A 15,053-nucleotide genomic window follows, 5' to 3' on the forward strand; every position below is an offset into this window, starting at 1 on the left:
TAGCGATGAGCGGCGCATCCGAGCGGGACGAGCACTTTCTGCGTCTAGCCTTCGCGGTCGCCCGCCGTTCCCTCACCCATGGCAATCATCCCTTCGGCTGCATCGTCGTCGATGCCGACGGCAACGTGCTGATCGAGGCCGAGAACGGCTACCTACCGGATCATGACGGCACCGCGCATGCCGAGCGCCTGGCGGCGACGCAGGCCTGCCGCAAGCTCAGTCGGGAGGTGTTGGCGATGGCGACGCTCTATTCCTCCGCAGAACCCTGCGCGATGTGTTCAGGCGCGATCTACTGGGCCAGCATCGGCCGCGTGGTCTACGGTCTCAGCGAGCACCGCCTGCGCGGCCTTACCGGCAACCATCCGGAGAATCCGACGCTCGACCTGCCCTGCCGCGAGGTCTTTGCCAGCGGACAGCGCCCGACCGAGGTGGTCGGGCCTTTGCTGGAGGATGAGGCCGAGGCGCTGCACGAGGGGGTGTGGACGAAGTAGCAGCACATCCAAAAGGGAATGACGCCGCGGAGGTTTGACGCGGCGCCATCGTTTTTCACCTGGAGAGCGTCAGATGACTAGAACTTTACGGTGATACCGGAGTAAAGCGAGGACTCGGTGCAGGAGCCGGTGCTCACCGTCCGGCCACCGACGGCCGTGGTACAGCCGACGGCAAGATTGTGATCGAGGCCGAATTTGTTCTGCCAATAGCGGTAAGCCACCCAGACATCCACGAAGTGGGAGTACTTGTCACCCCAGGCTGCCTTCGAGGCATCGAAGGTTAGACGGATCGGTTCCGAGTTAAGCTCAACAGCGGTGTTGTAGACGCCATTCGCTGGGCTGTAGGGCAGCGGCTCGGTGTCGGTGCCCTTCTTGCCGTACCAGCCGGCACGGCCGCTGATCGAGAAGTACTGCATGTTCGGCGGCAGGAAGCCGAGGTCCATGTAGTAATTGACTTCGACAGCCCAGGTTGGCTTGAATGACGTGTTGCCGTCCGCCAGACACGTGACTCCGGGAACGCCCGGACCGAACAGGCCACACTGGCTGAAGGAATTGTGGTTGGCGAACTCCCAATAGACCAGCGGCGCGACGTTGATGTAGCCCTTGTAGGGCAGGTCGAACGCAAACTGCAGACCGCCAACGACGTCGCGCTTGGCAGCGCCGAAATACCTGTTCTCGGTATTGGCGTCCATGCCGACTTCGAACGAGATGTTGTGCAGCGGCCCCGCGCTGAAAGCCTTGGTGTCGAAGAGCTCGTTCCAGCCGAAGGTCGAACGGAACAGGCCATAGATTTCGGTCGCCCCGGCGCAGGATGCCGGCGTGCCGAAGATCGCGCCCGCATTGGTGCAGGGCCCCGCCGGGTCATTGTGATCCGACTTGTACATCGAGATGGTGAAGAAGTTCGTGCCGTACGCCCAGGCGTCGAAATGGGTGAACGAGTAGACCTGCTTTGTGGTCTTGCTGTTGATCGACCCATCGGGCCGGAACGACCACGCGCCCGGCTGCGAAGCGTTGAAGATGTACGAGAAGGTGACGCGGTTGTCGATGACCAGGAAGAATGGAAGGTCCGGCGCCTTCTTGGCCGCCTTCACTGGCAGATCCGCCGCCTGAGCTAGGCCACCGGTGGCCAGCGTAGCAAGTGACAGCGCCGTTGCTGCCATTGCCGTGTAACGAAACGACATCCTGAATACCCCCAAGTTTGGACGTTCAAAAATGAACGTCCCTGGGTGCGACACTTGCGCCGATCTCCCGGAGTGCGAAGCCTCAACTTTTCACATGGCGTGCCGCTTGTTGCGGCAGCACGCGACGTTTCAAGGAGGAGATTGCAAAGTGGCCGGACGCGGTGAGGACGAGCGGCGAGGATCGCTATTGCCGAACATTCCCGATTGTTTTTATTCGGATTTTCTGATCGCGCCCCGAGCGAAGCCGAGTTGAAGCAGACGTCGCGACCGCTGTGCTCTGAGCGATGGATGGACGGACCTACGATTGCTCAACATGGCGTCAAGCCTGCCCACAGGGTTCCGATTTGGCTTGAACCGTCACAAATTTGCAACAGGCACCGCAGCGATCGTCACACCCATGGACCGGCACACCGGCACTGCCACGCCTGCCGCGGCGTTGAGCAAGGCATGACGCTTTTTCGCATCTTACGCGGCGGCTCAAACTAGCTCAGTATTGAGGCACTTCATCCATGCCGATGCATCAGCGAATGTTCGATCCGACGCCTCAAGGCCTGCACTCCAGCGAGCCCCCGCTGCTTCAAACGGTTGAGCTCACCAAACGCTATGGGGACTTCATCGCCAACGATTCCATCGACATCGAGATCCGGCCGAGGGAAATCCACGCGTTGCTCGGCGAGAACGGCGCCGGCAAGTCGACGCTGGTCAAGGCAATCTACGGATTGATCCAGCCCAGCGGGGGCGAGATCCGCTGGCACGGCGAACCAATCGTGCTGTCCGGTCCCTCCGACGCGCGCAGCCGCGGCATCGGCATGGTGTTCCAGCATTTCTCGCTGTTCGACAATCTCACCGTCGCCGAGAACGTCGCGCTCGGCCTCGATGGCAAGGAACCCTTCAAGGACATGTCGGCGCGGCTGGAGCAGGTGTCGAAGACCTACGGACTGCCGCTCGATCCCCGGCGAGAGGTCTGGCAATTGTCGGTCGGCGAGCGCCAACGTATCGAGATCGTCCGCGCGCTGATGCAGGATCCGAAATTTCTGATCCTGGACGAGCCCACCGCGGTGCTGACGCCGCAGGAGGCCGACCAGCTCTTCATCGTGCTGGAGCGGCTCAAGGCCGAAGGCCGCGCCATCCTCTATATCAGCCACAAGTTAGACGAAGTGAAGCGGCTGTGCGACACCGCAACGATCCTGCGCGGCGGCAGGAAGATCGAGACCTGCAATCCCCAGCGCGAGACCGCCGCCTCGCTCGCGCGCATGATGGTCGGCGGCGAGATCAAGCAAGTGAGGGCCGCATCCGGTCGCAAGACCACTGTGCCGCGGCTCGTCGTCAACGGTCTCTCGCTGGCCCCTGCCGAGGCGCATGGCGTGCGGCTCGAGCACATTTCCTTCGAGTTGAAGGGCGGCGAGATCCTAGGCATCGCCGGCGTCGCCGGCAACGGCCAGGATGAGCTGTTCGCCGCACTCTCCGGCGAGCGCCTGTCGAAGCACTCCGGCACCGTCGTGATCGAGGGTATCGCCGCCGGCCACCTCTCGATCACGCAGCGGCGCAAGCTTGGCGCCGCCTTCGTTCCCGAGGAGCGGCTCGGTCACGGCACTGCACCGCGCATGAAGCTGTCCGAGAATGCGCTGCTCACCGGGCATGCCGCCAGCGGCATGGTTCGTCACGGCTTCATCGATAGCGCCGCCATGCTCAAGACCGTCGACCGCGCGACCGAAACGTTTGACGTGCGCAAGGCCAGGCGCGATCCGGAAGCAGCATCGCTTTCCGGCGGCAATCTGCAGAAATTCATCGTCGGACGCGAGATCCTGCGCAACCCCGCGGTGCTGGTGGTGAGCCAGCCGACCTGGGGCGTCGACGCCGGCGCCGCCGCGATCATCCGCCAGGCGCTGCTCGATCTCGCAACCGCAGGCGCCGCGGTGCTCGTAACCAGCCAGGACCTCGACGAGCTCGCAGAGATCGCCGACCGCATCGCCGTGATGTTTCACGGCCGGCTGTCGGCCCCACTCGCCGCCAGCGAGGCGAGCCGCGAAAAGCTCGGCCTTCTGATGGGCGGCAGCAGCCTGGAGCCGAAGGAAGCCACGCATGCAGTTGGTGCTTGAGAAGCGCGCCGAGCGCTCCAACACGATCGCGCTGATCTCGCCGCTGATCGCGATCGGCCTGACGATCGTGACGATGGTCATCCTGTTCGCGATCCTCGGCAAGAATCCGCTGCTCGCCTTGCATGCCTATTTTATCGCGCCCCTGACCGACGGCTATTCGCTCCAGGAGATCGCCGTGAAGGCGACACCGTTGGTGATGATCGCGATCGGGCTCTCGCTCTGCTATCTCGCCAATGCCTGGAATATCGGCGCCGAGGGACAATTCCTGATCGGCGCCGTCGCCGGAAGCTGGATCGCGGTGAATACGCAAGGTACTGACGTCGGCCCTTGGGTTTTGCCGGCCATGCTCGTGCTCGCCGCCGCCGCGGGCGCGCTCTATGCGCTGATTCCGGCGATCTGCAAGGTGAAGTTCGGCGCCAGCGAAATCCTGACCAGCCTGATGCTGGTCTATGTCGCCGACCTCTTCCTCGACTATCTCGTGCGCGGGCCCTGGCGCGATCCGCACGGCTTCAACTTCCCGACCACGGCCGAGTTCGATCCGATAGCGACGGTGCCGCTGCTGATCGAAGGCGGCAGACTGCATCTCGGCGCCATAATCGCCCTGCTCGTCGTCGCAGCCGTGGCGGTCCTGCTGGGGCGCACCATCAAGGGCTTTGAGATCCGCGTGGTTGGCGCAGCGCCGCGTGCCGCGCGGTTCGGCGGCTTCAATGCCAACCAGCTCGTCATCCTCACCTTCGCCATCTCCGGTGCGCTGGCGGGCCTCGCCGGCATCATCGAGGTCGCGGGCCCCGTCGGGCATCTCCAGCCCGGCATTTCGCCTGGTTACGGCTTTACTGCGATCATCGTGGCCTTCCTCGGCCGCCTGAACCCGCTTGGAATATTAATTGCAAGCCTGTTCCTCGCATTGACCTTTATCGGCGGCGAGCAGGCGCAGATCGCGATGAAGATTCCGTTGGATGTCACCAAGGTTTTCCAGGGCATTCTGCTGTTCTACGTGCTCGCCTGCGATTCCCTCATTCTCTACCGTTTCAAGCTGGTCTTCCCGAACCGACAGGTGACCCGTGGAGCTGGTTGAGGCCATCATCCTCGCGGTGCTCGCGGCGTCGACGCCGCTGCTGATTGCTGCGAGCGGTGAGCTCGTGACCGAGCGCTCCGGCGTGCTCAATCTCGGTGTTGAGGGCATGATGATCGTCGGTGCGGCCTGCGGCTTTGCCGGCGCGTGGCTCACTGAATCCACCTTCATTGGTGCGCTGTTCGGCATGGTCGCGGGCACGTTGATGTCACTGATCTTCGCGCTGATGACGCTCGGGCTCGCCGTCAACCAAGTTGCAACGGGTCTCGCGCTGACCATCCTCGGCATCGGGCTCTCCGGCCTGATCGGCGCCGGGTTCGTCGGAGAGCGCATCACGCCGGCAGTGCACCTCGCCATTCCCGGCCTCACCGAGATCCCGCTGATCGGGCGCGTGCTGTTCGGCGAGGACGGTTTCGTCTACTGCTCGGTCGCACTGATCGTCGGCGTCTGGTGGTTCCTGCACCGCACGCGTATGGGATTGATTCTGCGCGCCTGTGGCGACAATCATGTCTCCGCGCATGCGCTCGGCTATCGCGTGCTGCGCATCCGCACCTTTGCCGTCATGTTCGGTGGCGCCTGCGCAGGGCTTGCGGGCGCTTATCTGCCGCTGGCCTATACGCCGTTCTTCATTCCCGGCATGACCGCAGGTCGCGGCTGGATCGCACTGGCGCTGGTCGTGTTCTCGTCCTGGCGGCCGGGCCGGCTCGTCGTTGGTGCTTATCTCTTCGGCGCCGTGACGATCCTGCAATTGCACGCCCAAGGCTGGGGCGTCGGCATTCCCTCGCAGTTCATGTCCGCGCTGCCCTACCTCGCAACCGTTATCGTCCTGGTCCTGCTCTCCCGCGCGCGCACCGGCGGCTCGACCGCGCCGGCCGCGCTCGGCACCGTGTTCGTACCTGACCGCTGAGTTTTCATTTCCGCAGCGTGCGCGATGGGGCGCGTGCGTTGCGGATCGTGGCTTTCCCCTGATCTTTGGAGACTGATGATGAGGAAATCACTTCTTGCGGTGGCTGCCGGGCTTTTGCTTGCCGGGAGCTTCGGTGCAGCCTCCGCCGCCGACAAGCTGAAGGTCGGCTTCATCTATCTGGGTCCGATCGGAGACCTCGGCTGGACCTATCAGCATGATCTCGCGCGCCAGGCGCTGGTGAAGGAATTGGGCGACAAGATCGAGACCACCTATCTCGAGAACGTACCCGAAGGCCCGGACGCCGAGCGCTCCATCGAGCAGCTCGTCCGCGCCGGCAACAAGCTGATCTTCACGACGTCGTTCGGCTACATGGACCCGACGCTCAAGGTCGCCAAGAAGTACCCGAACGTGCATTTCGAGCACGCCACCGGCTACAAGCGCAACCCGAACATGTCGACCTATTCGGCGAAATGGTATCAGGGCCGCTACATTCAAGGCCTGATCGCGGCCAAGATGTCGAAGTCCGGCGTGCTCGGCTATATCGGCTCGTTCCCGATTCCGGAAGTCGTCTCCGGCATCAACGCGACGATGCTGGCGGCGCAGACCATCAACCCGAACATCAAGGTCAAGATCATCTGGGCCAACACCTGGTTCGATCCGGGCAAGGAGGCCGACGCCGCCAAGGCGTTGATCGATCAGGGCGCCGACGTCATCATGCAGCACACGGATTCTCCGGCCGCGATGCAGATCGCGAGCGAGCGCGGCAAGCTCGCCTTCGGCCAGGATTCCGAGATGATCAAGTTCGGACCCAAGACCCAGCTGACCTCGATCCTCGACACCTGGGGCCCCTACTACATCGAGCGCGTCAAGGCCGAGCTCGCCGGCACCTGGAAGTCCGAGGACACCTGGGGCGGCCTCGACAGCCACATGTTCGCGATGGCCCCCTATACCAACATGCCTGATGACGTGAAGAAAATGGCCGAGGATGCCCAGGCCGCGATCACAGCCGGCAAGCTGCACCCGTTCAAATGCCCGATCGTTGGGCAGGACGGCAAGCCGCTCGAGTGCAAGGGCGGCGATCACCTCGATGACAGCCAGATTCTCGGCATGAATTTCTACGTGAAGGGCATCGACGACAGGCTTCCGGGCAAGTAGCACGCTTCTTGCTTTGACCAGATCACCTGCTCCTCCCGGAGGAGGTTCGGAGGGGGTGGCCAGAAGCACCCGGCACTTGTGGTCGCCCCCTCTTTTATCCCAGATGCATGCTGCGCGCCGCCGAACTGTGGCGGCGGATGAGGTCCGCCACATCGAGGCCCGGGATGGCGCCATCAACCACGGCCCATCGTCCCGCAACCATCACCCGATCGGCCCGATGCGCCCCGCACAGCACCAATGCCGCCAGCGGATCGCCATGGCCGGAGAAGCGCAGCTCGTCGAGCTTGAACAGCGCGAGATCGGCAGCCTTGCCGATGGCGATCTCGCCGAGTTCCGGACGGCCCACGCACGCCGCCGAGCCCCTGGTGGCCCAGCGCAGCGCGTCCCTGTGGCTGACCTTTCTCACACCGTAGCGGGCCCGTTGCAGCAGGAATGCGGCGCGCACTTCCTGCATCAGGTTCGACCCGTCGTTGGAGGCTGAGCCGTCGACGCCGATGCCGATGCCGACGCCGGCCTCCTCCATCTCGCAGACGGGACAGCAGCCGGACGCCAGCAGCTGGTTGCTGCACGCGCAATGGCTGATGGTCGTCCTGGCCTTACCGAGCCGCTTGATCTCGTCGGCGTTGAAGAAAATTCCGTGAGCCAGCCAGGTCCGCGCATGGAGCCAGCCGCATTGTTCGAGATAGTCGAGCGGGCGGCAGCCATACATCTGCTCGCAGAACTTGTTCTCGTCCTCGGTCTCGGCGAGATGGGTGTGCAGGCGCACATCGAGCTTGTCGGCGAGCTCGGCAGTGGCGCGCATCAAGGATGTCGTCACGGAGAATGGCGAGCACGGCGCGAGCGCGATCTGCACCATCGCATCCGCGCCGCGCTGGTCATGCTTGGCGACCACGCGCGCACTGTCGGCGAGGATGGTGTCCTCGTCCTGCACGACGCTGTCGGGCGGCAGGCCGCCGTCGCGCTGCGACAGGTTCATCGAGCCGCGCGTGAGCAACACGCGCACACCGAGGCGCTTCGCCACCGCCACTTCGATATCGACAGCATCTTCGAGTCCTGCCGGGAATACGTAATGGTGATCGGTCGTCGTCGTGCAGCCAGACAACAGCAGTTCCGACATCGCGACGGTGACGCCGAGCTCCAGCGCCTCCGGCGTCAGCTTCGCCCACACGGGATAAAGCGCCTGGAGCCAGGGAAACAGCTCGCGATCCATCGCCGCCGGCAGCGCCCGCGTCAGCGTCTGGTAGAAATGGTGATGTGTATTGATGAGGCCGGGCAGCACGACGTGTTCACCGGCATCGAACACCGCGACATCCGCGGTCGCAGGCGTCCCGCCAGCCGGCACCAGTTCGACGATCCGGCCATCCTTCACGACGATCCCGCGCTCCGCCCCGTCGGCGAAGACGGCCAGGGGGTCCCTGATCCAGATCGCACTTGCGTCGGTCATGATTGCCGCTTCTCCTCACATCCGCTGATGGCAGGCCTGCAAGGCAGAGGCCAGCCCGATTGCGTTCCGGCTGCGACTTGTTGTTGCGACTTGGCTCCGGTCTTGCGAGACTTTCTCTTGTCCGATTCACCCGGCGGAAGCGTTGGCGCAGCCATGGATTTGAATACCATCACAGCCGTCGTCCATCCGCAAACGCGGGCGCAGCTGCCCGTTTGGACGGCGGGCGACGCGTGGCTCGCAGGCGGCACCTGGCTGTTCTCGAAGCCGCAGGTCCACCTGACGCGGCTGATCGATCTCACCGACCTGAAATGGCCGGCGCTGAGGATCACCGAGAGCCATCTCAGCATCGCCGCCACCTGCACCATCGCAGAGCTCGATGGTCTCGCCTGCCCGTCCGACTGGCTCGCGGCGCCGCTGATCGGCCAGTGCTGTCGGGCCTTCCTTGCTTCGTTCAAGATCTGGAAGACGGCAACGGTCGGCGGCAATCTCTGCATGTCGCTGCCTGCGGGACCGATGATCTCGCTCACATCAGCGCTCGAGGGCGTCTGCACCATCTGGAAGGCTCACGGCGGCGAACAGAGGATCTCCGTCGCCGACTTCGTCACCGGCAACCAGCGCAACCGCCTGACGTCAGGCGACCTGGTCCGGCAGATCGATATCCCGATTGCCGCGTTGAGGCGCCGTACCGCTTTTCGCCAGATCTCGCTGGCGCCTGTCGGCCGCTCAGCGGCGCTTCTGATCGGCAGCCTCGATCCGGACGGCACGCTGACTTTCACGGTTACCGCATCGACGGTGCGCCCGATCCAGCTCACCTTTCGCAAGGCCCCGGACCCGAGTGCGCTTCGCGATGTGATCGCGCAGCAGATCACGGACGACCTGTACCATACCGACATCCATGGCAAGCCGCTCTGGCGCAAGCACATGACGCTGCGGCTCGCAGAGGAGATCCGCGGCGAGCTCCTGGGGGGATCGCCATCATGAGCTTCGAGGTCAACGGCAAGGCGTTTGCGCAGGAGCCGCGCGCCGGCCAGTGCTTGCGCACGCTCCTGCGCGAGCTCGGCCATTTCGGCGTGAAAAAGGGCTGCGATGCCGGTGATTGCGGGGCCTGCACGGTGCTGCTGGATGGCGAGCCGGTACATAGCTGCTTGATCCCGGCGTTCCGCGTCCAGGGGCGCACCGTCACCACGATCGAAGGTCTTGGCGGGGACCACGGCGTCCATCCGATGCAGCAGGCGTTCCTCGATGCGCAAGGCTTTCAATGCGGCTTCTGCACCGCCGGCATGATCCTGACCTGCGCCTCGCTGAACCAGGCGCAGCGCACCGATCTCGGCATAGCGTTGAAGGGCAATATCTGCCGCTGCACCGGTTATCGTTCGATCGAGGATGCGATCCTCGGCAAGACCAATGTCGAGGCGAGCGTCGAGGCCGGCGCCGCATTCGGCCGCAGCCTGCCGGCCCCTGCAGGTCCCGACATCGTGCGCGGCAAGGCGCGCTACACCTTCGACACCGCCATCGACGGACTGCTGCACATCAAGCTGCTGCGTTCGCCTCATGCCCACGCCAGGATCGTTGCGATCGACAAGTCGGGCGCCCTTGGCGTCCCCGGGGTCCACGCCGTGCTGACGCATGAGGATGCGCCGCCTGTCCTGATTTCGACCGCGCGGCATGAGAAGGAGTGGATGGATCCCGAGGACACCCGCATCCTCGACGACGTCGTCCGCTTCGTCGGCCAGAAAGTTGCCGCCGTCGTTGCCGAGAGCGAAGCGGCCGCCGAGGAGGCGTGCCGTCGGCTGAAGGTCGATTACGAGATCCTGCCCGCGCTGATTGATCCGGAGCAGGCGATGGCGCCGGGCTCGCCCGTCGTTCATCCTGCCCGCACCATCGCGAACCGCGTCGCTGACGCCCAGCGCAATCTCGTCGCGGAGACGCATGGCGAATTCGGCGACGTCGCCGCTGCGCTCGCGACCTCCGCCGTCACCTTCGAGGGCACCTTTCACAGTCATCGTGTGCAGCACGCCGCATTGGAGACCCATGGCGGCCTGGCCTGGCTCGACGACGCGGGCGTGCTCAACGTCCGCACCTCGACGCAGGTCCCGTTCCTGACCCGGCGTGCGTTGGCCGATATCTTCAAGCTTCCCATGGACAAGGTCCGCGTGTTCTGCGAGCGCGTCGGCGGCGGTTTTGGCGGCAAGCAGGAGATGTTCGTCGAGGATGTTCTGGCGCTCGCTACGCTCAAGACCGGGCGGCCGGTGAAACTCGAGCTGACCCGCGAGGAGCAGTTCATCGCGACCTCGACGCGCCACCCGATGCGGGTCCACATCAAGGCCGGCGCGGATGCCGCAGGCAGGCTCACCGCGCTCCAGCTCGACGTGCTCTCCAACACGGGCGCCTATGGCAATCACGCCGGCCCCGTGATGTTCCACGCGCTGGCGGAGTCCATCAGCGTCTATAATTGCCCGAACAAGCGCGTCGACGGCGCCGCCGTCTACACCAACACGGTGCCGGCGGGCGCGTTTCGTGGCTACGGCCTGCCGCAGACACTGATCGCGGTGGAGGCCGCGATCGACGAGCTGGCGAAGCAACTCGGCATCAGTCCCTACGAAATGCGCCGGCGCAACATCGTCAGGCCCGGCGATCCCATGCTGTCGCCGCCGCCGTCCGAATATCACGACGTCGTCTATGGCTCCTACGGGCTCGACCAGTGCCTCGACCTCGTCGAGCGCGCGATGCAGGCCGATGGCCCGCAACCGGACCTGTCGCCGGAATGGCTGATCGGCGAGGGCATCGCGCTGACCATGATCGACACGGCGCCCCCGGCAGGCCATATCGCCGACGCCATGATCGCGCTCAACGACGACGGCGCTTTCGACCTGACCGTCGGCACTGCCGAGTTCGGCAACGGCACCAGCACCGTGCACCGGCAGATCGCGGCAACGACGCTTGCGACCACCGTCGACAGGATCCGCCTGCGCCAGTCCGATACCGCCCATGGCGGCCACGACACCGGCGCCTATGGCAGCGCGGGCATGTTCGTTGCCGGCAAGGCGACGCATGCGGCGGCCATCCAGCTTGCGACCGAGCTGAAGGCGAGGGCCGCAGACGCCTGGCTGTGCGATGCCGGGAGTTGTGCGCTCGAAGCTGACGGCGTCGTTAGCGGCGACCGGCGCATGCCTTTTACCGAGCTGGCGAAGCTCGCGCGCGAACGGGGACAGCCGTTGGCAGGCATCGGCAGCTCGGACGGCACGCCCCGCTCGGTCGGCTTCAACGTGCAGGGTTTTCGCGTCGCCGTGAACAAGGGCACCGGCGAGCTCAAGATTCTCAGGAGTGTGCACGCGGCCGACGCCGGCGTCGTCGCCAATCCCATGCAATGCCGCGGGCAGGTCGAAGGCGGTGTTGCGCAGGCGCTCGGCGCCGCGCTCTACGAGGAGATGGTGATCGACGCAGGCGGCCGGGTCACCAACCCGAAGTTCCGCGACTACCACCTGCCCTCCTTCGCCGACGTGCCCCGCACCGAGGTGTTCTTCGCCGAGACGTCCGACACGATTGGACCGCTGGGCGCGAAATCGATGAGCGAGAGTCCGTACAATCCGGTTGCGGCCGCGCTCGGCAACGCGATTGCCGATGCCACCGGCATCCGCTTCACCGCGCCGCCTTTCAAGCCGGACCGGCTGTTTCCGGCGCTGCTCGAGAAGTTTGGCGGCTAGAGCTGGATGGTTCGCTTCACCTCTCCCGTAGGGAGAGGTCGGAGCGCATCGAAGATGCGATCCGGGTGAGGGGTTTGGGTCTCACTGAGTCCCACCGCCCCTCACCGGATTGCTGCGCAATCCGACCTCTCCCCGTCGGGGAGAGGTGAACCACCGACAGCCCGTCGAACTTACATGTTTTAACTGCCGCGATAGGTCGAATAGCTCCACGGCGTGACGAGGAGCGGCACGTGATAGTGCCCTTCCGGCTCGCTGAGAGCAAAGCGCAGCGGAATCTCGTTGAGGAACGGCGGGTCGGACAACGGCACGTTACGTTCGGCGTAATATGTGGCAACGCTGAACCTGAGCTCGTAGCGGCCGATCGGTATGGGGCGACCGCCGATCAGCGGCTGATCCGTGCGGCCGTCCGCGTTGGTTACTGTGCGCGCAATGACACGGCTGTCGCCGAGGCTCGCAAGCTCGACCAGCTCGACCGGGATGCCGGGCGCGGGCTTGCCGGTGTGATTGTCGAGCACATGCGTCGACAGCCGGCCGTGCACCCTCAGCTTGTCGTCGGCGACGATGAGCTGATCCAGCCGCAGCGCGGAGATGCGGCCGATCTCCTCGATCGCACGCCTTGTCTCGGTCTTGACGATGTTGAGCAGCCGCATCTCGAAGTCACGCAGGATGGAATCCCTGGTGTGACGGCGCACGCAGACGATGTAGGGGAAGCCGAACTTCTCCCGATAGGCATTGTTGACACGCTCGAACGCCGCGAATTCGGCGTCCGACAGCCGGTCGAGGCCGGCGCTGTTTTGCTCGTCGGTCGATTCCGCCGTGAGACCGGCGGCGCGCTGCGTCTTGTTGGCGAGATCGGGATGCGCCCGGATCAGCGACAATTGCACGTCCGGTTCAGCGCTCTGGATCGCCGCCAGCAGCGCGGCGTGCAACTGGTTGATGCCCGCGAACGGCCGCTTGCCGGCGAGCTGCTCGGCGATCCATGGCGAATATTCCACGACGTTGGCGAGTGCCGCGACGAAATCGGCTTTGCTTGCGGCGTTGAGTTCGGCCAGCGAGATCTGCGACATCACCCTCTCACTCGATCTCGAATGCGTCGGCCGCGAGGTGCGCGTGCTTGTCGTGCCAGTGCTGCGCGATCTGCAATCGCGTCGGCACCCAGACGCGCTCGTGCCTGCCGATGTAATCCAGGAAGCGCATCAGCCCCGCAGCGCGGCCAGGCCGGCCGGCAAGGCGGCAGTGCAGGCCGACCGACATCATCTTCGGCGCGGTCTGCCCTTCCGCATAGAGCACGTCGAAAGCATCCTTCAGATAGGTGAAGAACTGCTCGCCGTCGGCAAACCCTTGCGGGTTGATGAAGCGCATGTCGTTGGCATCTAACGTGTAGGGAATGATGAGCTGCTTGCCGCCTGCGCGCTTGACCCAATAGGGCAGATCGTCGGCATAGGAGTCGCAGAGATAGAGGAAGCCGCCCTCCTCCATCAGGAGACGGTTGGTGTTGATGGAGGAGCGCCCGGTGTACCAGCCGAGCGGCCGCGATCCGGTCGCCTCGATGTGGACGCGGATGGCTTCGGCGATCTCGGCGCGCTCCTGCGCCTCGGTCATGTCCTTGTGCTCGATCCACTTCAGGCTGTGGCTGGCGATGTCCCAGGCTGCCTCCTTCATGGCAGCTACGATTTCCGGATTGCGGTTCAGCGCGGTCGCGACTCCGAACACGGTAGCCGGCCAGTTGCGTTCGCCGAACATCCGCCACAGCCGCCAGAAGCCTGCGCGCGAGCCATACTCGAACATCGATTCGATGTTGGCGTGGCGCTGGCCCGGCCAGGGCTGCGCGCCGAGCACGTCGGACAGAAAGGCTTCCGAGGCGCGGTCGCCGTGCAGAATATTGTTCTCGCCGCCTTCCTCGAAATTGACGACGAACTGCACCGCGACCCGCGCGTTGCCGGGCCACTCGGGATGCGGCGGATTGCGGCCGTAACCGCGAAGATCGCGCGGGTAGCTTGCGTCGGTCACTCAACTTCCTCGAAGCGGATCGGTAGTGCGCCCTTCCACAGCACGCTCTGGCCGAGCGTCGCCAGATTCTCCAGGCCCGAAGTGAGCGTGATGAAATGGTTGCCGGCGAGCTGGCCCATCTTGCTCGCGAAATGCACGCCGCCATAGGCGAGCAGGATCTCGGTCTCGCTGATGCCGCCGGGATAGAGGATGATCTGCCCGGGCGCGGGATAGCTCGTGTGGTTCTCGTAGCCGACGCCGAAATCGAAATCGCCGAGCGGCATCCACACCCCTTCGCCACTCCAGCGCACATGGATGATGTGACTTTCGAACGGCAGCGCCTTGCGGAAGGCGGCGACAGTCTTGGGTGCCAGCTGCTCCTCGAAGCGGGCATCGAAGGTGAAATCGCCGGTGCGGATAACGAGTTTGCTCATCTCATCTCTCTGGGTCGGGGGCGTAGCCCACCGTGGGCTCCTCGGCAAAGAGCATTCCGTCGGGCTTCGCGCAAGAGGCGTGGCCGCATCACCGGCGGTCCTAGGACCAGCCGAAAATGCCGCTCCGCTGGACCTCCGGCTCCGCGGCAGGCAGCGGCGCCTCCTTCAGCTCCGTGTGCAGCGACGGGAGCGGCGCATGCAGGGTCTCGCATGTCATGGAGTAGACCAGCTTGCCATCCGCCGTACGCCCGATCGGGGCACAGGGGTCCGGACGTGCGGCCGTGGTCTGCGGCTTCATCTTGACCTGCGCAGCCGCCGGCGCGGCGATCAGCAGCAGAATCAGCAGATATCTCGACATTGTTGTCGCCTGAAAACTCAACGCGGCCATTGAACCGGATTGCGGCGGGCAAGTCCACCGGCGCGGCGGGCACGATTGCCGAATATTTAGCCGGGCGCCCGGTCGTCACGGCGAGCGCAGCAATGCAGCCCTCTCGTGTCCCGGACAAGCTGCCACGCGCCAGCGTTGCGGCGCAGAGCCGGGACCCAGAAAGCCACACGACAGAATGCGGAGAGATGG

At 64.7% G+C, this 15,053-nt stretch carries 13 protein-coding genes; 7 read left to right on the forward strand and 6 right to left on the reverse strand.

Annotation, left to right across the window (positions count from 1 at the left end; genetic code table 11):
* Positions 1 to 5 precede the first annotated feature (5 nt).
* On the forward strand, positions 6 to 491 hold the full coding sequence (locus IVA98_RS06710; RefSeq protein ID WP_247354539.1) for a nucleoside deaminase: 486 nt from the start codon (positions 6 to 8) through the stop codon (positions 489 to 491).
* A gap of 77 nt (positions 492 to 568) precedes the next feature.
* Here IVA98_RS06710 and IVA98_RS06715 read toward each other — a convergent pair whose 3' ends face one another.
* Positions 569 to 1,672 (reverse strand): hypothetical protein, encoded by a 1,104-nt coding sequence (locus tag IVA98_RS06715; protein ID WP_247354540.1) that lies wholly within the window; start codon positions 1,670 to 1,672, stop codon positions 569 to 571.
* A 509-nt stretch (positions 1,673 to 2,181) separates the two neighbouring features.
* On the opposite strand from IVA98_RS06715, the gene IVA98_RS06720 reads away from it, so the two are divergent.
* From IVA98_RS06720 to IVA98_RS06735, 4 genes are all read left to right on the forward strand, one after another.
* Complete coding sequence (locus IVA98_RS06720) at positions 2,182 to 3,771, forward strand: ABC transporter ATP-binding protein (RefSeq protein ID WP_247354541.1); 1,590 nt, start codon at positions 2,182 to 2,184, stop codon at positions 3,769 to 3,771.
* On the forward strand, positions 3,755 to 4,846 hold the full coding sequence (locus IVA98_RS06725; RefSeq protein WP_247354542.1) for an ABC transporter permease: 1,092 nt from the start codon (positions 3,755 to 3,757) through the stop codon (positions 4,844 to 4,846). The genes IVA98_RS06720 and IVA98_RS06725 overlap by 17 nt, the downstream gene beginning before the upstream one ends.
* A complete protein-coding gene (locus IVA98_RS06730; protein WP_247354543.1) occupies positions 4,833 to 5,750 on the forward strand; it encodes an ABC transporter permease in 918 nt (305 codons plus the stop codon). The genes IVA98_RS06725 and IVA98_RS06730 overlap by 14 nt, the downstream gene beginning before the upstream one ends.
* Positions 5,751 to 5,828: 78 nt before the next feature.
* On the forward strand, positions 5,829 to 6,905 hold the full coding sequence (locus tag IVA98_RS06735) for a BMP family ABC transporter substrate-binding protein (protein ID WP_247354544.1): 1,077 nt from the start codon (positions 5,829 to 5,831) through the stop codon (positions 6,903 to 6,905).
* 94 nt (positions 6,906 to 6,999) lie between these two features.
* Here IVA98_RS06735 and IVA98_RS06740 read toward each other — a convergent pair whose 3' ends face one another.
* Positions 7,000 to 8,349 (reverse strand): 8-oxoguanine deaminase, encoded by a 1,350-nt coding sequence (locus tag IVA98_RS06740; protein ID WP_247354545.1) that lies wholly within the window; start codon positions 8,347 to 8,349, stop codon positions 7,000 to 7,002.
* 153 nt (positions 8,350 to 8,502) lie between these two features.
* Here IVA98_RS06740 and IVA98_RS06745 point away from each other — a divergent pair, with 153 nt between their 5' ends.
* Together IVA98_RS06745 and IVA98_RS06750 are read left to right on the forward strand one after the other, a co-directional pair.
* Positions 8,503 to 9,330, forward strand: coding sequence for an FAD binding domain-containing protein (locus IVA98_RS06745; protein WP_247354546.1), 828 nt, complete (start codon positions 8,503 to 8,505; stop codon positions 9,328 to 9,330).
* A complete protein-coding gene (locus tag IVA98_RS06750) occupies positions 9,327 to 12,053 on the forward strand; it encodes a molybdopterin-dependent oxidoreductase (RefSeq protein ID WP_247354547.1) in 2,727 nt (908 codons plus the stop codon). Before IVA98_RS06745 ends, IVA98_RS06750 begins: the two co-directional genes overlap by 4 nt.
* 179 nt (positions 12,054 to 12,232) lie before the next feature.
* On the opposite strand, the gene uraD is transcribed toward IVA98_RS06750, so the two are convergent.
* The 4 genes from uraD to IVA98_RS06770 form a co-directional block, all read right to left on the reverse strand.
* Positions 12,233 to 13,120: a 2-oxo-4-hydroxy-4-carboxy-5-ureidoimidazoline decarboxylase gene (uraD, locus tag IVA98_RS06755; RefSeq protein ID WP_247354548.1), complete on the reverse strand. Its 888-nt coding sequence runs from the start codon at positions 13,118 to 13,120 to the stop codon at positions 12,233 to 12,235.
* A gap of 7 nt (positions 13,121 to 13,127) precedes the next feature.
* Positions 13,128 to 14,063, reverse strand: a complete 936-nt coding sequence (puuE, locus tag IVA98_RS06760; RefSeq protein WP_247354549.1) for an allantoinase PuuE — start codon at positions 14,061 to 14,063, stop codon at positions 13,128 to 13,130.
* On the reverse strand, positions 14,060 to 14,476 hold the full coding sequence (locus IVA98_RS06765; protein ID WP_247354550.1) for a DUF3830 family protein: 417 nt from the start codon (positions 14,474 to 14,476) through the stop codon (positions 14,060 to 14,062). The genes puuE and IVA98_RS06765 overlap by 4 nt, the downstream gene beginning before the upstream one ends.
* 100 nt (positions 14,477 to 14,576) lie before the next feature.
* Positions 14,577 to 14,834: a hypothetical protein gene (locus IVA98_RS06770; protein WP_247354551.1), complete on the reverse strand. Its 258-nt coding sequence runs from the start codon at positions 14,832 to 14,834 to the stop codon at positions 14,577 to 14,579.
* Between the last annotated feature and the right edge of the window lie 219 nt (positions 14,835 to 15,053).

Source organism: Bradyrhizobium sp. 160 (assembly GCF_023073735.1).
Taxonomy (GTDB): domain Bacteria; phylum Pseudomonadota; class Alphaproteobacteria; order Rhizobiales; family Xanthobacteraceae; genus Bradyrhizobium.